This window comes from Pseudomonas protegens (assembly GCF_003732485.1).
GTDB classification, from domain to species: Bacteria; Pseudomonadota; Gammaproteobacteria; order Pseudomonadales; family Pseudomonadaceae; genus Aquipseudomonas; species Aquipseudomonas protegens_B.
The window spans coordinates 293,291-310,938 of record NZ_MOAK01000073.1 but is presented as its reverse complement, the minus strand read 5'-3'; the positions used below and the strand labels follow the sequence as shown (position 1 = coordinate 310,938).

The window sequence follows — 17,648 nt, the reverse complement described above, 5'->3', positions numbered from 1 at the left end:
TAGCCATAACGGCTGATGGACAGGCCCACGGCGAACAGCAAGCCACCCAGATACACCGGCAACAGCACGCCGTTGAGCTTGTCCAGCCAATGCTGCACGCTGCCCAGGATCAGCGGCACGCTGTACAGCACCACCGCCAGCGCCGCCAGCGGATACAGCAGTTGCGGGTACAGGTGGTTGAGGGCCACGGCGATCACCGACCCTTCGAACACCGCGTAGTAGATCGCCGTAGAGAAGAAAATCAAGGTCGCCAGGCAGGCCCCGGTGCTGCCAAACAACAACCGTGAAAACAGTGCCACCGAGAGCCCGCTGCGCATGGCGAAGCGGCTGAGCACGCTGTTCACCAGGCCATAACTGAGCACCGACAGCAGCATGCCGATCAGTGCATTACGGGTGCCGTAAGACAGGGCCAGGGAGGCGCCAACGACGATGTAGAACATCGCGCTGCACACCGCCCACCAGGCCATGGTCAGGGACAACCGCCCCATCCGTGCCTCACTCGGGACGGCAACGCTGGCCGGGTCCTGCCCGGTGTGTTTCGCTTGCGATAAAGCTGCCATGTGCGTGAACTCCAGAACCAGTCAAGGGTTGAAGCGCGGGCAGCCGTCACCGCACCGAAGTGCGGCGTTGGCTTACCTTTTGGCATGGCCCGCGCGATGCGGCGGGCAGAGTCAGGAAGGGAAGAGCTTGCTCAGACAGCTGAGCTTTTTCTTGTAGGAACGCCGGGCATCCAGCGCTTCTTCGAGGGTCACCGCCACAAAGCGGGCCTTCTGGTTGGGCTGCATCTGGCCGATCAAGTCGAGGTCGGCGCTGATCACCGTACCGATCATGGCGTAGCCGCCACCGGATACTGCGTCCCGGTGCAGGACAATGGGTTCAAGCCCTGCCGGCACCTGGATCGAACCGATGGGGTAGCAGCTGTCGACGATGTTCGACGGATCGGAACCGGCGCCGAACGGCTGCTCCCGAGGCTGGAAGCTCAGAGCGCTGCCGCCCTTGAAGCGATAGCCGATGCGGTCAGCCTCCGAACCCACGGTCCAGGGTTCGGCGAAAAAGCTGGCTTTGGCCGCGTCGCTCAAACGTTCGTAGTACAGGCCCGGCACCACCCGCAGGCTGATTTCGCCCCCCAGGGATTGGCGCAGCGCCATGGGCAAGCTGGCACCGGGACGGCTTTTACCGCTGGCGACGCCCACCGGCAGCTCATCCCCGGCCGCCAGACGCCGCCCCTGAAAACCACCGAGGGCGCCCAGGGCATAGGTCGAACGACTGCCCAGCACCAGCGGCACATCGATGCCACCGGCCACCGCCAGGTAGGCTCGGGCCCCGGCCTTGGGAAAGTCGAAACGCAGCACTTGCCCGGCCCTGACCGCAAAGGCGGTGTCCAGGTGCATGTCCACACCATCGAGTTTGGGCGTCATATGGGCGCCGCAAACCGCCACCAGGGCATCGGCGCTGAACGCCAGCTCCGGCCCAAGCAGCGTGCACTCCAATCCCGCAGCGCCTGCCGGGTTGCCCACCAACTGGTTGGCCGCGCTCAGGGCGTACTGGTCCAGGGCGCCAGATGGCGGAATCCCCAGGTGATAGAAACCTTCGCGACCCAGGTCCTGCACCGATGTGGCCAGGCCCGGTTTGATGACCTTGATCATGCCAGCACCTCCTGCAGCGACTTGGGATAGCCGACCGGGTCGGCGAGAAAGGCATCCAGGGAAAACTCCACCTCGCGGATACGCAGGTCAAAGCGCCCGGCCTCGACTTCGGCCACCGCCTGATCGTAAGCCTCACGATCGATGGGTTTGAATTGCACGATGTCCCCCGGACGGAAGAACACCATGTGCGCCTTGAGGTAAGCCAGTTGCTGCTGCGGGTCGTAGATGGGGGCCGGGGTGACGCCGAACATCTGGTAGCCGCCGGCACCGCGCACCGAGTAGATGCAGCCGAAACAGCCGCCATGACCCAGGGTCAGTTTTGGCGTATCGGTGCGCGGCCGCAGGTACTTGGGCACCTGCAACTGCCGCTCACGCTCAACCATCTGGAACATGAACGGCAGCCCGGCAACAAAACCCACCATGGAGACGAACCAGGGCGCACCGCTGTGGGCGGCGATAAAGGCGTCGACGTCCGCCAGACCGTTGATTCGCGCTGCGTACTCCAGGTCCGTGGCGCTGGGGTCCTGGTGCCGGTCACGAAAGCGCATCAGGGTTTCATGGGTCCAGGGGTCGTTGTAGAGCACCGGGATCTCGATGATCCGGGTGTGCAGGCTGCGCTCGGCCACCGCCCCGGCCTCGGCCTGCTGCACCGCCTCCAACAGGGTGTGCGGGGCGATGCGGTCCGGGTCGAAGCGGATCTGGAACGAGGCGTTGGCCAGGCACACATCCAGCACCCCATCCAATTCCAGGCGCTCCACGGCGCGGGTCACCGCCATGCCCTTGAAGAAGGCTTGCAGGGACATGCTGTCGCTGACTTCGGCGAACAGGTGCTCGTCGGCACCAAAGCTGTAGCGGATCGGCTGGCTCATGCGACACCTCCGGCGCGGCGCTCGGCCAGCCAGGTTTCCAGGGTTCCCGTGTGAAAATCGGCCTGCTGCAACCAGGGTTCGGCCAGCAGTTCACGGTGCAGCGACAAGGTACTGGCCATGCCGGTCAAGGTGGTGTGTTCCACGGCCAGCCGCGCCCGGGCCAGGGCCTCGCCGCGGTCACGGCCGTGGACGATCAGCTTGGCCAGCAGCGAGTCGTAATAAGGCGGCACAGCATAGCCCGGGTACAAGTGACTATCGACCCGTACCCCCGCCCCTTGCGGCCAGATCAGTTGCTCGACCTTGCCCGGACTGGGGAAGAAATCCCGCGCCGGGTCTTCGGCATTCAAGCGCATCTGCAAGGCCGCGCCATTGAGCTGGATATCGCTCTGGCGCAACCCCAGGGGCTCGCCCCCGGCGATGCGCAACATGGCCTGGACCAGATCGATGCCGGTGATCAGTTCGCTGATGGGGTGCTCCACCTGAATCCGCGTGTTCATCTCGATAAAGAAGAACTCGCCGGTGCTGTCGTCGTAGAGGTATTCCAGAGTGCCGGCGCCCTGGTAGCCCAAGGCTTGGGTCAGGCGCACGGCGCTGCTGCACAACTGCTCACGCTGCTCGGCACTGAGTACCGGCGACGGCGCCTCCTCGAAGATCTTCTGCCGCCGCCGTTGCAGCGAACACTCGCGTTCGAACAGGTGCACCGCGTGTTTGCCATCGCCCAACACCTGGACTTCGATGTGCCGCGCACGGCCAATGAAACGCTCCAGGTACAGCGCGCCGTTGCCGAAAGCCGTCTGGGCTTCGCGTTGCGCCCGAGGGAATTCCTCGGCCAATTGCGCCGAGTCCTGAGCCAGGCGAATCCCGCGCCCGCCACCGCCGGCACTGGCCTTGATCAACAGCGGAAAGCCCACATTTTCAGCGGCCTTGAGCGCGGCGTCCAGGTCGAAGAGTTCACCTGGGGAGCCCGGTACCACCGGCACTCCCGCCGCCTGTGCGGTGCGCCGGGCTTCAGCCTTGTCACCCATGCGGCGGATGGTTTCGGCACTGGGACCGACGAAGATTGCTCCGGCCTTGACCACCGCCTCGGCGAAGTCGGCATTCTCGGAAAGAAAGCCATAGCCCGGATGTACCGCATTGGCACCGCTGGCCTGCAAGGCACCGAGCAGGGCCTGGACATTCAGGTAGCTCTTGTCGGCCCGCGCCGGGCCGATGATCTGCACTTCATCGGCCATACGTGCGGCCATGGAATCGGCATCCGCCTCACTGCAGGCGGCAACGGTGGGAATCCCCAGGGCCTTGGCCGCGCGAATGATGCGCACGGCAATCTCGCCACGGTTGGCCACCAGCAATTTGTTGATTGATCCAGTCATGCCCCGGCCCTCACTGTTCGAGCGTCGCGACGACCTGACCCGGTTCCACCGGATCACCGTCTTCCACCAGAAAGGTGCTGACTTGACCCGCGCTCCCGGCGGTCAGTTCGGAAAACTGCTTCATGACTTCGATCAGACCGATCACGGTATCGGCGCTGACGCTGTCGCCGACCTCGACGAAAGGCGCCGACTCCGGGGTGGCCTTGCGATAAAAGGTGCCCGGCAAGGGGGTGATAACACTGTATTCGGCCATGTCTGTTCCTTTTGGAATAGTTGTAGAAAGGCAGGCAAAAAAAACAAAACCAGATGAACCCCGCGTCTGTGCACGGTGCTTCGTGTCGATGCGCCTCAGCGCGGTGCGCGCACCTCGATGCCGGCCTGATCCAGCGCCGTGCGGGTGGCCTCCACCAGATCCAGGGCGCCGGGGGTGTCGCTGTGCAGGCAGATGGAATCGAACTCGAGGAACAGGTCCTCGCCTTCGACGGTACGCACCAGGCCGGTCTGGCAGGCGCGCAGCACCTTGGCCGCCACGGCCACTGGGTCCAGGGCACGCACCTGGCGGATGAAAACGATGGAACCGCTGAGGTCGTAATCGCGGTCGGCGTAGAACTCGCGGATCACCGGCTGGCCCAGTTCCTGGGCGACGTGCCAGATCACCGAATTGGGCATGCAATACAGCAGCAGCTCGGGCTCCAGCTTGCGCAGATTTTCCACCAGCAGCCGCGCGGCTTCTTCATCCCGGGCCAGGTGCATGTAGAGCGCGCCGTGGGGCTTGATGTGTTGCAACTTCACGCCTTGCACCCGGGCCATTTCCCGCAGGGCGCCGAGCTGATAGAGCATGTCGTCCACCAGCTCCTGGGCCGGTGCGTTGATGTGCCGGCGGCCGAAACCCACCAGGTCGCGGAACCCCGGATGAGCACCGATAGCAACCCCCAGGCGCTTGGCCTGTTCGATGGTGCGGCGCATGGTGCCGGGGTCGCCGGCGTGAAAGCCGGTGGCGATATTGGCCGAGCTGATAAAGCCCATCAGCTCGTTGTCGACACCGTCGCCGATGGTCCAGGGGCCGAAGCTTTCGCCCATGTCCGAATTGAAATCCACTGCCTGCATCACTATTGCTCCAACTCTTGTGACTTCGTGCAGTGAAAATTAGAGCGGCCTTGACCCCTTGGGAAGATCTATTATCAGATAGAGCATCTTCTGAAAAACAGATAAAGCTTTGTTAAGAGTGGGCAGCCGGCAGCGAGATCGCTTTCGCCGGCAAGCCGGCTCCTACAGCGTGAAGGGGAATGGGACATGTCGTTGACCTTGCGCCAGGTGCGCTACTTCGTGGCCACTGCGGAGATCGGGCAGATCTCCCAGGCAGCGATTCACTTGAACATCTCGCAGTCGGCGGTGACCACGGCGATCAAGGAGCTTGAAGCGATGCTCGCGGTGCAGTTGTTCGTGCGCTCGGCCCAGGGCATGAACCTGACCGACGCCGGGCGGCATTTTCTCAACCGTGCCTATGTGATCTTGCGCAGTGTCGAGGATGCGCTGAACAGCCCGCTGCCGGACTATCGGGCCAGCGGTGTGCTGCACCTGGCGGCCAGCTACACGGTGATCGGCTACTTCCTGCCGCACCACCTGCAACGCCTGGAGCACTGGCACCCGGACGTCACCATCGAACTCCACGAACAGGAGCGCCAGGCCATCGAGCAAGGGTTGCTGGAGGGGCGTTTCGACATGGCGGTGGTGCTCACCGCCAACCTGACCCATCCGGACATCGTCTCGGAAACCCTGTTCAACTCCGAGCGCCGGCTGTGGCTGCCGGCGCACCATCGGCTCTGCGAACGGGCCAGCGTCAGCCTGGCGGACGTGGCCGAGGAGCCGTTCATCCTGCTCACCGTCGACGAAGCCGAACAGAGTGCCATGCGCTACTGGGAACAGGCCGGCCAGCAGCCCAATGTGCGAGTGCGCACCAGCTCGGTGGAGGCGGTGCGCAGCATGGTGGCCAACGGCAGCGGCGTGGCGATTCTTTCCGACCTGGTGCACCGGCCCTGGTCCCTGGAGGGCAAGCGCATCGAGACCCTGAGCCTGAGCGACGCGGTGACCCCCATGAGCGTGGGGCTGGCCTGGCACCGCGAACGGACCTTCACCCCGGCGATGCAGGCCTTGCGCGACTACTTCCACGACGCCTTCCTGGCGCCCCAGCAACTCTCGGCCCGGCGCTGAGGTCTTGCACAGTCTGTAGCCGTAGCCGAGCCCGCGCGGCTGCGAAAGAGGCCGCAGAACCTATAGCGATCCTAGCGCGGCGGCGCCTGCCACAGTGCCTACTGCGGCAATGGCTACACACGCTAACTCAGGGGCAGGTCCAGCGTTGCGCGGTGCTGGCGATCTGTCCGGCCAACTGGGCGATGGCCTGTTGATGAGCCTTGACCAGGCTGCCCAGCTCGACACCCGCCGGCTGGCGGATCTGACTGCTGCAGGTCAGGCTGCGGGCCGGACCGCCCTCGCCCCGCAGGCGCAGGCTCCAGACCACATCGATCAGCGCGTAACGCCCGGGCAGGGATTCGAAACGCCGGACATCGGTCTGCAACGACAGCACCGGGCGCCCGGGCTGCTTGGGCAAGCCTTCAAGGTTGCGGGTACCGAGCTTGTGCTCCATCTGGCTGGCCAGGGCGTCGTGGAACTCATCCACCAGGGGCGCGCTCCAGCGCTGGGTTTCCAGGATTGCCAGGGTGCCGCTGTCCTGACGCACCACCAATTGCGGCTGATCCACCTGGACCGGGATGCGCACCGTGGACATCTCGAACTGCAGATTCCCGTTGCGGGCCGCAGCGCTGCCTTCAGCCACCGGTGGCATCAAGGTGTAGTAATGGGTCGGCGCAGAGCTGCAAGCGGCAAGTCCCAGGGTCAGGCTCAACAACAAGGCAGGTTTTTTCATGGCTGGGCTTCCGGTGCGGATTCGCGAACAGAGGAGGATGGCGACTGGTAGGCATCCGGTTGGTTGTCTTTGAGGCGCCCGCGAATCAACGCTTCAGGATGACGACCGAGGAAGTCGCTGAGCACCCGCACCGAACGGGCGGTGCGCTGCACTTCCTCCATGGCCTGGCTGAGTTTCTGCCGTTGTGGCGAGTCCTCGGAGAAGCTCTCGTTGGCACTGGCCAGGGTCTTCTTCGACTGCTCCAGGGTGTCGCGCATCTGCGGCAGCACCTGGCCATTGACCTGTTTCAGGGTCTTCTGCATCTCCACCAGGCTGCCGTCGAGGTTGGCGGCGATGGAGTCGATCGGCAGCTTGCTGATCTTGTCCACCACGGCCTGCAGTTGTTCCTGCAACTTGTCCATGCTGCCCGGGATGGTGGGGATCTCCAGCGGCCGCGCGGCGGGGTTGTAGGCCACCGGCTTGGCGTTGGCGACAAAATCCAGGGAGATGTACAGCTGGCCGGTCAGCAGGTTGCCGCTGCGGGGCTGGGCCCGCAGGCCGTTCTTGACGAAAGCGCCGATCAGTTTCGCGGAGCGGGCGTCGTCTTCGCCGCCGGTCTGCTTCACCAGTTTTTCATGGGCCTTGCCCAGGCGCTCGGGATAGATCACCGCCCCTACCAGGGTCGGGAAATACTTGCGCTGTTCGTCGTAGTCCAGGTCCATGGACACCACCTTGCCGATGTTCACCCCAAGGAACTCCACCGGGGCATTGAGCGACAGGCCGCGCAGGGCCTGGTCGAAGCGCATGCGGATGTAATACGGCGCGCCGTCCGGCGGAGCCAGCGCCGTATCCTGATCGCCAAACAGGGTGTATTCGGCATTCTCCTCGGCCGGCTTGGCGTTGGGGCTGTACTTGGGCTCAACGAAGGCGATGCCGCCGGCAAGGATCGAGGACACCGACTCGGTGTTGACCTTCAAGCCGTTGGCACCCAGGGTCACATCCACACCGCTGGCGTTCCAGAATCGGCTGTCGGTGGTGACGTACTTATCATTGGGCGCGTTGACGAAGATCTTCACGTCCACGCCCTTGCCGCTGTTGGCCAACTGATAGGACACCACCTGCCCCACTTCGATGCGCCGGTAGTAGACCGGCGAACCGATGTCCAGGGAGCCCAGGTCGTCGGTGTGCAGGGTGAAGCGCTTGCCCTTCTGCCCGTAGGTAATGAGCGGCGGGGTTTCCAGGCCCTTGAAGCTGTCCTTGCGCTTCTCCGACTTGCCGGCATCGGCGCCGATAAAGGCCCCGGAGAGCAAGGTATCGACCCCGGAAACGCCGTTGGCGCCAATGCGCGGGCGCACCACCCAGAACATCGAGTCGTCAGCGGTGAAAGGTTCGGCGGACTGGTCCAGCTCGACCTTGGCCAGCACCTTGCGGCGATCGTCGCTCAAGGCAATGGAGGTCACCTTGCCGATCACCACGTTCTTGTACTTGACCTGGGTCTTGTTGGCTTCCAGGCCCTCGGCAGTCTGGAAACTGATGGTGATTTCCGGCCCGGCCGACAGCGAGTTGTGGACCACCATCGACAGCCCCACCAAGGCCGCGACAATGGGCACCAACCACACCAGCGAGACATTGAAACGCCGTGTACGCAGCGCCGGAGCGCCGGGAGCCGGCTGGGAACTTGCTGCCTTGGAACCTGGATGATCAGACATCTTCAACCTCTACATCCCAGATAAGCCGGGGATCGAAACTCATGGCCGCCAACATCGTCAGCACCACCACCAAACCAAAAAACAGAATGCCCATCCGCGGATCGATGGAGCTCAGGGCCCGAAATTGCACCAGGGCCGCCACCAGGGCCACCACCAGCACATCGAGCATCGACCAATAACCGATCACCTCGATAAAACGGTACAGCCTGGCACGCTCGCGCTGGGCCCAGAGGCTGCGGCGCTGGCAGGTCACCAGCAAGGTGCCGAGGACAAAGAACTTGATGCAGGGCACCACCACGCTGGCGATGAAAATCAACAGGGCAATGTCCCAGGAGCCGTGTTTCCAGAACTCCACCACGCCGCTCATGATGGTGTTTTCACTGGCACTGCCAAAAATACTGGTGTGCATCACCGGCAGCAGGTTGGCCGGGATGTAGAAGATCAGGCTGGCCACGAGAAAGGCCCAGGTCCGCGCCAGGCTGTTGGGCTTGCGCGCATGGACCACGGAGTCGCATCGGGGGCACTGGTGCTCGGATTGCTCGCAGACCTGGCCGCAGGTGTGGCAGAGCATCAGTTGATAGTCCCGGGCGTAAGGGGGCGTACTCATCAGTAGCGACCCTCCAGGTCATCCCAGAGATAGCGGATGTCCTTGCCGGAAATCAGGATGATCAGCACTGTCAGCATGGCCAGGGCCCAGAGCCCGAGGCCGGGGTGCACATCGAGCATGCCGGCAAGCTTGACGATGGCCACCAGAATGCCCAGCAGGCACACCTCGAGCATGCTCCACGGCCGCAGGTGCTCCAGGGCCCGCATGCAGGCCTTGAAGCCTGGCGCGGCGCGATCGAAATTGGCGAACCCCAGCACCCAGCACAGCAGCATGATCTGCAGGCACGGCGCCAGGATGATGGTCAGGCCGGTAATCGCTGCAATCAGGCTGATGCGGCCCTGGGCCAGGGCTTCTACCGATTGCCAGAGGGTCGCTTCGTTGCTCAGGCCTTCGAGGCTGATCTTGATCACCGGAAACAGATTGGCGAAGACGAACAACAACCCGGCGGTAATCGACAGGGCGAACAGCTGCTGCACGTTCATGTAGCGGGCACGGGCCAGCACCGCGCCACAGCGCGAGCACTGGGCAGCCTGGCCTTTGCCGAGCGGCACGGATTCGTACAGCGAATCGCAGTGTTCGCAGATGATCCAGTTACGGGAAATAGTCATGGTCTTCAGATAGTCGGGAGGGCTGCAGGTTCAGTGACGGCCTCCAGCGGACGCTCATTTTCAGAAAAACTCGAGGACGGTGTCCAGTTCTGTCTGAAATCAGGTCGCAGACCTCTGCGCCATAATAGGCCCCCCCGGGGGTTTTCGCCGACCAAGACCTGGGCCGGCGACGCTCACAGAGGCCTGCGGCTCAATGAGCCAGACGCTGTTGCAGCCACTTGTCCCGCAGTACGTCGTAGGTCCAGTGGTAGAGGTAGGTGTAGGGCAGAAAGAACAACAGCACGCCGATATCGAGGATGAACGCCTGCAACAGGCTGATGTTCAACCACCAGGCAATCAGCGGTACCCCCACCGCCACCAGACCGCCTTCGAACAGCAGGGCATGCAGGACCCGGGTCCAACCATTGCGTGCAAGCTGCAGACGCTTGAGCAGACGATCGAACAGACCGTTGAACACCACGTTCCAGATCAGCGCCAAGAGGCCGATGCCGACGGTCACCAGGCCCATGTCAGCCATGGGTTTGTCCATGATCCAGGACAGCAGCGGCGTGCAGATCAGCACGGCCAGCAGTTCAAAACCTACAGCCTGGAAAATACGTTCGGTAAGGGATTTGTGCAGGCTCATTGCCGTGCTCCTTGAGTGAATGTGTTGGCGATCTTCCAGGATCAGGCCGATACTTCATAATCAATAAACATCGACCGAGGCGATAGTTCATGGCCTCACACGAAGTGCTGCTGGCGTTCGTCCAGGCAGCGACCCAGGGTTCCTTTTCCGCCGCCGCCCGCAAGCTGGGCAAGAGCCAGTCCACCATCAGCGCGGCGGTGGCCAGCCTGGAAATCGACCTCAATGTGCAGTTGTTCGATCGAACCAGCCGCAAGCCCGGCCTGACGCCCGCCGGGCATGTACTGCTGCAGCACGCGGAGGAGATCCTCGCGGCCACCAGTCGCCTGGACATGGCCGCCAGCCAATTGTCCCGGGGGGTCGAGCCGAAACTCACCGTGGCCCTGTCCGACACCTATCAGTCGGATCGCTTTGAAAGCTGCCTGAGCGCCTTCGAGCAGCGCTACCCGGACCTGGAACTGGAATGCCTGATCGCCGAATGCGAAGACCTGATCGCCCTGGTGCAAAGTGGCCGGGCGCACATCGCCTTTGCCGAGATGCAGGCCGATTACCCGGCGGACCTGGATCACAAGACCCTGGATGAACAGGGTGAAATGTCCCTGTACGTATCCCGCAAGCATCCCCTGGCCCGACTGGAGCACGTCGATCAGCAAACCCTGCGCCAGCACCGGGAACTGCGCCTGGCAACAGTGCTCAACCCCTACGACAGCCGTCCCCAGGGACGGGTCTGGTCGGCGCCCAGCTACCTGATGCTGCTGGAAATGGCCCAGGGCGGTTTTGGCTGGGCACCGTTGCCGAGCTGGCTGGTGGAAGGCTTTGGCGCCGGTAAATTACAGGAGCTGAACGTACGCGGCTGGCCGCGCACGGTGGCGGTGGATGCCCTCTGGTCACGCCTGCATCCACCCGGGCCGGCCGGGAGCTGGCTACTGGGGCGGATGCTGGAGTGAGGCAGTTCGAGTCTGCGCACCTGTAGAGCGCCCCCTGCAAAACTACACCGAGCTGGAGGCCAGTTGGGCCAGGCGAGCTTCGAGAAAACGCCGTTCCGGAGCTTGCCGGGTCAGGGCCAAGGCTCTCTGGTAGGACTCCCGCGCCGCCTCGACCCGCCCCAACTGCCGGCAGAAGTCGGCACGGGCAGCGTGGATCAGGTGGTAATCCTGCAAGTCGCCGCGCCCCAGGATGGCCTCCACCTGCTCCAGGCCGACCGCGGGGCCGTCGCGCTTGGCCAGGGCCACGGCACGATTGAGTTCGATCACCGGCGAAGGCTGCAGCCGCAGCAAAACGTCATACAGGCCGACGATCTGCGGCCAATCGGTCTGTTCGGCGCTGGGAGCCTCGGCATGCACCGCGGCAATCGCTGCCTGCAGGCAATAGACCCCGCCGCGTCCGCTGCGCAACCCGCGCTCCACCAGGGCACAGCCTTCGTCCATCAAGGCCCGCTGCCACAGGGAGCGGTCCTGCTCATCCAGCAGGATCAACTCGCCAGTGCTGGAGAGTCGCGCCCCACGTCGGGACTCGTGCAGCAGCATCAGGGCCAGCAGGCCCAATACTTCCGCCTCCGGTAACAGTTCCAGCAGCAGGCGCCCCAGGCGTATCGCTTCACGGGTCAGCTCCTCACGGGTCAACTCGGCGCCCATGGACGCCGAATAGCCTTCGTTGAACACCAGGTAGATCACTCGCAAGACACTGTCCAGGCGCTCCGGCAACTCGTCCAGCGCCGGGACCTGATAGGGAATCCCGGCGTCGCGGATCTTCGCCTTGGCGCGCACGATACGCTGGGCGATGGTGGCCGGGGTGACAAGAAAGGCCCGGGCGATTTCCTCGGTGCTCAGGTCGCAGATTTCCCGCAGGGTCAGCGGCACCTGGGCGTCTGCCGCCAGCGCCGGGTGGCAACAGGTGAAGATCAACCGCAGGCGATCGTCTTGCACATCCTCACCGCTCCAGTCGTGCTGTTCGAGTTGCTCCAACTGGCTGACCAGCGCCGCCTGGGAAGCGGCGAAGCGCGCCCGTCGGCGCAAGGCATCGATGGCCTTGAAACGTCCGACGGACACCAGCCAGGCCCGAGGATTGTCCGGCACGCCGTCCCCTTGCCAACGCTCCACGGCGACAAAAAAGGCCTCGTGCAAGGCCTCTTCAGCCAGGTCGAAATCCCCCAGCAGGCGGATCAGGGTGGCGAGAATGCGCCGCGATTCCTCGCGGTAGATCCGCGCCACCAGGACCTGCACGGCCTCACTGGATGGGCCCGGCATCAGTCCGGCATGCCTTGGGTCACCAGGGCCACCAGACGCTCCAGGCTCTCGCCCCAGCCCTGATGAAATCCCATGGCTTCGTGGGCCTGCCGATCGGCTTCGCTCCAATGCATGGCGCGGGCGGTGTAGAGCGTCTTGCCGTCCTGCTCCTCGAAGGTCACTTCAGCGGTCATGAACGGCTTGCCCGAAGGAATCCAGCCGGGCACATAGGCATCGGTGAACACCAGGCGCGACGGCGCGTGGATCTCCAGAAACACCCCCATGGTCGGGTATTCGGCGCCGTCAGGGGCCCGCATCAACGTGCGAAACTGGCCACCGACCCACAGGTCCATTTCACACTCCGGGGTGGTCATGCCGTGCGGCCCCCACCATTGCGCCAGCAACGCCGGCTCGGTCCAGGCGCGAAACACCTTGGCCCGTGGCGCATCGATCAAGCGGCTGATGGACAGTTCATGCTCGGCAGCCTGGCGGCCGACTGTTGAAAAGGTCATTGGCAAACTCCTGCTTATGCTTGTTTTCAGGGATTGAGTTCACGCACCGGACGCACTTCGACACTGCCGACCCGGGCCGCCGGAATGTTCCCCGCCACCTGGATCGCTTCATTCAAGTCCCTGGCCTCGATCAGGTAGAAACCGGCCAGCTGCTCCTTGGTTTCGGCGAACGGGCCGTCGGTGATGGAGAGCTTGCCGCCACGCATGCGCACCGTGGTGGCGGTCTGTATCGATTGCAACGCCTCGGCGGCAAGCATCCTTCCGCTGCCCTGGACCGACTCGGCATAGGCCTGGCACTCGGCGTCCTTGGGGCTCTCGGGCAAGCTGTGCAACAACTGTTCATCGCTGTAGACCAGACAGAGGTATTTCATGGGTGTCTCCGGGTTCGGGCCGATCAACTATGGTTGCTGTTTTGTCCTTTGGCGAACCGCCCGCTCATCAGGGTTGCAGATCGAACTGGGTGGTCCCGGTCAGCATGTCGAACGGCGCCGACCAGTGCTCATGCACCACCTGCCACCGCCCGTCGCGCAGTTCATAGGCGGCGCTCACCCGCATCCAGCAGGCCTTGGTCTGCCCTTGGGCATCGGTGCCCCCGCAATGGGCCAGCCAATGGGCGAACCCCAACTGCTCGGCGGCCCGCACTTGCAGTTGGTGAAACTCGAAGATGCCCGGGCCCGGGCAGACCTCCATGCAGGCTTGCCAATGTTCACGGTAGGCGGCCTTGCCCGAATACTGCAGGGCGCCGACGGCGTCGAAAGAGACGATGTCATCGGCGTAAAAACTGACGATAGCCTCGATGTCCCTGGCGATCACCGCCTGTTGCCAATGGTCGATCAGGCTGCGGATCTGCGCTTCAGTGGATGGGTTGTGCATGGCAAAAACTCCTCAAGAGTGGAATCAACCGGCACCGGGCAGCCTCTGCAAGAGCGCACTTGAATGCTCGGTACCCCCTTAGTCGTCTGGCCCCACAGACAATCGACAACCTCGATAAAAAATTTTCCCGCTCGGGCAAAATCGCTAGAATCCGCCCCCTTCCCTCCCCTGGACAGTCCCGCCAGTGACCACTCGTCTCGTGCCTTATGAACAGCTCGACAGCCATCAGCGTGCCCAACTGCTGAGCCTTGAAGTACGGCCTGAACAGAGGGCGTTTTCCGGGGATATCCATGGCGCGCTGTACACCCTGGGCAATGCACCGGCCGGCGCCATCAAGGGCTTCGCTCTGCTCAGCGACGAACGGCCGGTGGCTTTCCTGCTGCTCAAGCACGCGCCTTGCCTGCCGGCCTGGGCCGAGGCCGACCACGCCACCCTGCACGCCCTGCAAGTGGACCTGCCGTTCCAGGGCCAGGGACTGGGCACCGCCTGCCTGCAAGCCCTGCCCGGCGCCGCGCTCCGGGAGTGGCCGCAGCTCAAGGGCCTGATGCTGGCGGTGGATGCCGACAACCAGGCCGCACTCCAGCTCTATCTCAAACTGGGCTGGGTCGAGAATGGCCAGGCCTGTAAAGGCCGGATGGGTTATGAACGCAGGATGGTCCTGGCGTTTTGAGTTCAGCACTTCAACTCAAGGGCACTCCTGCTTAGCAGCCCCTGAAAAGACCCTACGCAGGCGCCCCTTGTTCATCAGGGGCATGCCTGGGACTTACAACCCCCGCACCATCTCATGCCAGGCCATGCCGCCGTGGTCCGACGCCGACGCCTTGATGTAGACGAAGCCAAAGCGCTCGTAGAGCGGCACATGGCGTTCCTTGCACATCAGGTGGATGCGCGCCTTGCCCTGCTCGGTCATGCGTGCAATGAAGGCTTGCAACAGTTGCCGGGACAGACCCTGGCCCTGGAAATCCGGATGCACCACCACCGACATGATCACCACTTCGGAGCCGGCCGGGTCGTGGCCGATCAGTTCCTTGAAGGCTTCGTCGGCCATCTGCACCTCGAAGGTGGCACCGGAGTTGATGAAGCCGGCCACTGCGCCATCCACCTCGGCGACGATAAAACCCTCGGGCCAGGTGGCGATGCGGGTAGCGATCTTTTCCCGGGTCGCGGCTTCGTCGCCTTCGTAGGCCAGGGTCTCGATGGCGAAGCAAGCATCCAGATCGGTGGGCAGGACGGTACGGATCAGTGGGGTCGAAGCGGTCATGGGCGGCAACCTGAAGACGGTGAAGGATGGCCGATTCTAGCAAGAGTGGCGTTATGGGGAGCCTTGCGTATGCAGGGCATAGGGATAGTCGGGGCCGCCGTAAAGCTTTCATATAAACCCTGGCAAGGGCGGCGCCCAGGGATTATCTATCTGATCCCCGACGCCTCCTGGCCGGCCCCATCGAGCCGGTCCTGCCGCGTCTTGCCCACAGGACCTTCTCCATGAGCAACATCCAGATCGGCCTTCTTGTGCTGTTCGGCATCGCCGCCTTCGGCTGCATTACCTTGTACATCGATTTTGTACATGAGCGGCGTCGCGGCAAAAAAGCCCTGAGCGGCGCCACAAGGCAGGATCAGAGCCCCACCAGGCGATAACCCACCTGCAACTCGGTGATCAGATGCTGGGGCTGAGCCGGATCGGCCTCCAGCTTCTGCCGCAGATGGGCCATGTGCACCCGCAAGTAATGGGCGCGATCGACATAGTCCAGGCCCCAGACTTCCAGCAGCAGCTGACGATGGGTCAGTACCCGGCTCTGGCCGCGGATCAGGGCGCAGAGCAGACGGTATTCAATGGGTGTCAGGTGCACCAACTGCCCTTCGCGGCGCACCTCATGGGTGGCCAGATCGACTTCGATGGTGCCAAAGGCCACCTTGCTGGTGGCCGCCGCCGCGCCGCTCTGGCCATGGCGCCGCAGTTGCGCACGAATTCGCGCCAGCAACTCCGGCACACCGAAAGGCTTGACCAGATAATCATCAGCGCCGGCATCCAGGGCGGCGACTTTCTCGTCTTCGCGGTCCCTGGCCGACAGCACCAGGATCGGCACCGCCAGCCAGCCGCGCAGTTCACTGATCAGTTGCTTGCCGTCGCCGTCCGGCAGGCCCAGGTCGACGATCACCAGGTCCGGCTGGCGGCTGGCGGCATGGATCAGGGCACGCTTGACGCTGTCGGCCTCGAACACCTGGAAACCTTCGTCCTCCAGGGCAATGCCGACAAAACGGCGGATATTGGCTTCGTCCTCGACAATCAGGATGCGTGGGCTGCTCATAGGGCTTCCATGGATGGCGGTTGTCCCGCCGGCAAGGTGATGACAAAACTCAGCCCGGCGTCGGCGTGAGGCTGGGCCTCGATACGCCCGCCATGGGCTTCGACAATACGTTTGGCCAGGGCCAGCCCCAGACCGATCCCGGCCACCGCGGACTCTTGCTGGCCACGGCTGAAGGCCTCGAACAGGCTGTCCGGGGAACTGCCCTTGGGACAGCCCGGACCGGAGTCGCTGACCTGCAGGATGATCTGCTGGTCCACCTGGCGGGCAGTGATCTGCACCAGGGTACCGGCAGGGGTGTACTTGGCGGCATTGTCCAGCAGGTTCACCAGCACCCGTTCCAGTAGCAGTGCATCCACCTCCACCAGGGGCAGATGGGGCGCCATGCTCACCCGCAGTTCATGTCCGGCCAGGGGCTCGCGCAACTGGCGCAGGGCGCTGCCGACAATCTCCTCCAGGGAATTCCACTGACGCTTGAGGCGCACCCCGCGCTCCTGCATTCGCGCCATGTCCAACAGGTTCTCGATCAGGCGCTGCATGGACGTGGCTTGATCATGGATGCCATGCAACAGCTCGGGCAGCGGACCATTCGGAGCATGGGGCAACGCGGCATCGGCGGCACCGATGATGGTGGTCAGCGGCGTGCGCAGGTCATGGGAAATGGCGGCGAGCAAGGTGTTGCGCATGCGCTCGCCCTCCATCTGCACCACGGTGCTCTGCGCCACTTCGACGTAATGCACCCGCTCCAGGGCGATTGCCAGCTGGCTCATGCAGGCCTCCAGCAGGCGCTGCTCCTCGGGCTCCTTGAGGCGCTCGGCATCCGCCAGCTCCAGCACCAGCACCCCGCGCACTCGCATCGGCGCCTTGAGCGGCAGGTAGCAGCCCTTGGCCGCCGCCAGGGTGTCGGTGCCGCTGCCTGCCGGCTGATCATGGTCATAAGCCCACTGGGCAATGCTTTCATCGATCGCCAGGGCATTGGCATTCAAGGCCCGCACGCGACTGTCCGCATCCGGCAGCGCCAACCCGACCCGGGCCTCGAACACCCCGCTGAAGGTGCGCAGGGCCACGGCGCAGATCTGCTCCTCGGTCAGTGCCGCCGACAGCTCCCGAGCCAGGCCGGCCAGGGAGGTGGCGCGGCGTTCACCTTCGGCGGCGGTGCGGGCCTGGTGGCGCAGCCGCGCGGTGAGCTGGCCGGTGATCAGGGCAATGCCAAGCATCAGGGCGAAGGTGAAGAAATACTGGGTGTCGTTGACGGTGAACGACCACACCGGCTGGACGAAGAAGAAGTCGAAACACAGCACCGCCAGCATGGCCGCCCAGACACCCGGGCCACGCCCGAAACGCAGGGCCACCAGAACCACAGTAAGCAGGAACAGCATCACCACGTTGGCCGGATCGAACA

Annotated in this window: 22 protein-coding genes; 4 read left to right on the top strand and 18 right to left on the bottom strand. The window is 63.8% G+C overall.

What is annotated here, in order from left to right:
* The 6 genes from BLX41_RS35780 to BLX41_RS19615 form a co-directional block, all read right to left on the bottom strand.
* A partial coding sequence (locus tag BLX41_RS35780) for a purine-cytosine permease family protein (protein ID WP_473241683.1) occupies window positions 1–560 on the bottom strand: 560 nt, incomplete at its 3' end.
* Between the two features lie 111 nt (window positions 561–671).
* Complete coding sequence (locus tag BLX41_RS19635) at window positions 672–1,646, bottom strand: 5-oxoprolinase subunit C family protein (protein WP_123726225.1); 975 nt, start codon at window positions 1,644–1,646, stop codon at window positions 672–674.
* Window positions 1,643–2,515, bottom strand: coding sequence for a 5-oxoprolinase subunit B family protein (locus tag BLX41_RS19630; protein ID WP_123726224.1), 873 nt, complete (start codon window positions 2,513–2,515; stop codon window positions 1,643–1,645). The genes BLX41_RS19635 and BLX41_RS19630 overlap by 4 nt, the downstream gene beginning before the upstream one ends.
* Window positions 2,512–3,885 (bottom strand): acetyl-CoA carboxylase biotin carboxylase subunit, encoded by a 1,374-nt coding sequence (locus BLX41_RS19625; protein ID WP_123726223.1) that lies wholly within the window; start codon window positions 3,883–3,885, stop codon window positions 2,512–2,514. Before BLX41_RS19625 ends, BLX41_RS19630 begins: the two co-directional genes overlap by 4 nt.
* Window positions 3,886–3,895: 10 nt before the next feature.
* The gene (locus BLX41_RS19620; RefSeq protein ID WP_053159836.1) at window positions 3,896–4,138 is read right to left on the bottom strand and encodes an acetyl-CoA carboxylase; all 243 of its coding nucleotides are present in this window, start codon (window positions 4,136–4,138) and stop codon (window positions 3,896–3,898) included.
* A 95-nt stretch (window positions 4,139–4,233) separates the two neighbouring features.
* Entirely contained in the window at window positions 4,234–4,992 is a 759-nt protein-coding gene (locus BLX41_RS19615; RefSeq protein WP_123726222.1) for a 5-oxoprolinase subunit PxpA, read from the bottom strand.
* A gap of 186 nt (window positions 4,993–5,178) precedes the next feature.
* Between BLX41_RS19615 and BLX41_RS19610 the strand changes: the two genes are divergently transcribed.
* Window positions 5,179–6,096 (top strand): LysR family transcriptional regulator, encoded by a 918-nt coding sequence (locus tag BLX41_RS19610; RefSeq protein ID WP_123726221.1) that lies wholly within the window; start codon window positions 5,179–5,181, stop codon window positions 6,094–6,096.
* A 127-nt stretch (window positions 6,097–6,223) separates the two neighbouring features.
* Here the strand turns inward: BLX41_RS19610 and BLX41_RS19605 are convergent, their stop codons facing one another.
* The 5 genes from BLX41_RS19605 to BLX41_RS19585 form a co-directional block, all read right to left on the bottom strand.
* The gene (locus BLX41_RS19605; protein WP_123726220.1) at window positions 6,224–6,808 is read right to left on the bottom strand and encodes a PqiC family protein; all 585 of its coding nucleotides are present in this window, start codon (window positions 6,806–6,808) and stop codon (window positions 6,224–6,226) included.
* Complete coding sequence (locus BLX41_RS19600) at window positions 6,805–8,496, bottom strand: PqiB family protein (protein WP_123726219.1); 1,692 nt, start codon at window positions 8,494–8,496, stop codon at window positions 6,805–6,807. Before BLX41_RS19600 ends, BLX41_RS19605 begins: the two co-directional genes overlap by 4 nt.
* A complete protein-coding gene (locus tag BLX41_RS19595; RefSeq protein WP_123726218.1) occupies window positions 8,489–9,103 on the bottom strand; it encodes a paraquat-inducible protein A in 615 nt (204 codons plus the stop codon). Before BLX41_RS19595 ends, BLX41_RS19600 begins: the two co-directional genes overlap by 8 nt.
* Window positions 9,103–9,711 carry a paraquat-inducible protein A gene (locus BLX41_RS19590; protein WP_123726217.1) on the bottom strand — a complete coding sequence of 203 codons (609 nt, stop codon included), beginning with the start codon at window positions 9,709–9,711 and terminating at the stop codon, window positions 9,103–9,105. The genes BLX41_RS19595 and BLX41_RS19590 overlap by 1 nt, the downstream gene beginning before the upstream one ends.
* A gap of 190 nt (window positions 9,712–9,901) precedes the next feature.
* Window positions 9,902–10,336 carry a multidrug/biocide efflux PACE transporter gene (locus BLX41_RS19585; RefSeq protein WP_123726216.1) on the bottom strand — a complete coding sequence of 145 codons (435 nt, stop codon included), beginning with the start codon at window positions 10,334–10,336 and terminating at the stop codon, window positions 9,902–9,904.
* A gap of 89 nt (window positions 10,337–10,425) precedes the next feature.
* On the opposite strand from BLX41_RS19585, the gene BLX41_RS19580 reads away from it, so the two are divergent.
* Window positions 10,426–11,280, top strand: coding sequence for a LysR family transcriptional regulator (locus BLX41_RS19580; protein ID WP_123726215.1), 855 nt, complete (start codon window positions 10,426–10,428; stop codon window positions 11,278–11,280).
* Between the two features lie 42 nt (window positions 11,281–11,322).
* Here the strand turns inward: BLX41_RS19580 and BLX41_RS19575 are convergent, their stop codons facing one another.
* The 4 genes from BLX41_RS19575 to BLX41_RS19560 all read right to left on the bottom strand — a co-directional run bounded on the left by BLX41_RS19575 (window position 11,323) and on the right by BLX41_RS19560 (window position 13,943).
* Window positions 11,323–12,579 (bottom strand): RNA polymerase sigma factor, encoded by a 1,257-nt coding sequence (locus BLX41_RS19575; protein WP_123726214.1) that lies wholly within the window; start codon window positions 12,577–12,579, stop codon window positions 11,323–11,325.
* A complete protein-coding gene (locus BLX41_RS19570) occupies window positions 12,579–13,070 on the bottom strand; it encodes an SRPBCC family protein (protein ID WP_123726213.1) in 492 nt (163 codons plus the stop codon). Before BLX41_RS19570 ends, BLX41_RS19575 begins: the two co-directional genes overlap by 1 nt.
* A gap of 26 nt (window positions 13,071–13,096) precedes the next feature.
* Window positions 13,097–13,441, bottom strand: coding sequence for a YciI family protein (locus tag BLX41_RS19565; RefSeq protein ID WP_102860643.1), 345 nt, complete (start codon window positions 13,439–13,441; stop codon window positions 13,097–13,099).
* A gap of 67 nt (window positions 13,442–13,508) precedes the next feature.
* The gene (locus tag BLX41_RS19560) at window positions 13,509–13,943 is read right to left on the bottom strand and encodes a YybH family protein (protein ID WP_123726212.1); all 435 of its coding nucleotides are present in this window, start codon (window positions 13,941–13,943) and stop codon (window positions 13,509–13,511) included.
* 184 nt (window positions 13,944–14,127) lie between these two features.
* Between BLX41_RS19560 and BLX41_RS19555 the strand changes: the two genes are divergently transcribed.
* Window positions 14,128–14,613, top strand: a complete 486-nt coding sequence (locus tag BLX41_RS19555; protein ID WP_123726211.1) for a GNAT family N-acetyltransferase — start codon at window positions 14,128–14,130, stop codon at window positions 14,611–14,613.
* A 93-nt stretch (window positions 14,614–14,706) separates the two neighbouring features.
* On the opposite strand, the gene BLX41_RS19550 is transcribed toward BLX41_RS19555, so the two are convergent.
* Window positions 14,707–15,204, bottom strand: coding sequence for a GNAT family N-acetyltransferase (locus BLX41_RS19550; RefSeq protein WP_123726210.1), 498 nt, complete (start codon window positions 15,202–15,204; stop codon window positions 14,707–14,709).
* 221 nt (window positions 15,205–15,425) lie between these two features.
* Between BLX41_RS19550 and BLX41_RS33775 the strand changes: the two genes are divergently transcribed.
* A complete protein-coding gene (locus tag BLX41_RS33775; protein WP_185073686.1) occupies window positions 15,426–15,578 on the top strand; it encodes a hypothetical protein in 153 nt (50 codons plus the stop codon).
* Here BLX41_RS33775 and BLX41_RS19545 read toward each other — a convergent pair.
* Window positions 15,557–16,249 carry a response regulator gene (locus BLX41_RS19545; protein ID WP_123726209.1) on the bottom strand — a complete coding sequence of 231 codons (693 nt, stop codon included), beginning with the start codon at window positions 16,247–16,249 and terminating at the stop codon, window positions 15,557–15,559. The two genes, BLX41_RS33775 and BLX41_RS19545, sit on opposite strands and share 22 nt — an antisense overlap.
* On the bottom strand, window positions 16,246–17,648 hold a 1,403-nt coding region (locus BLX41_RS35775; protein ID WP_259745017.1), incomplete at its 5' end, for a DUF4118 domain-containing protein. The genes BLX41_RS35775 and BLX41_RS19545, both read right to left, overlap by 4 nt.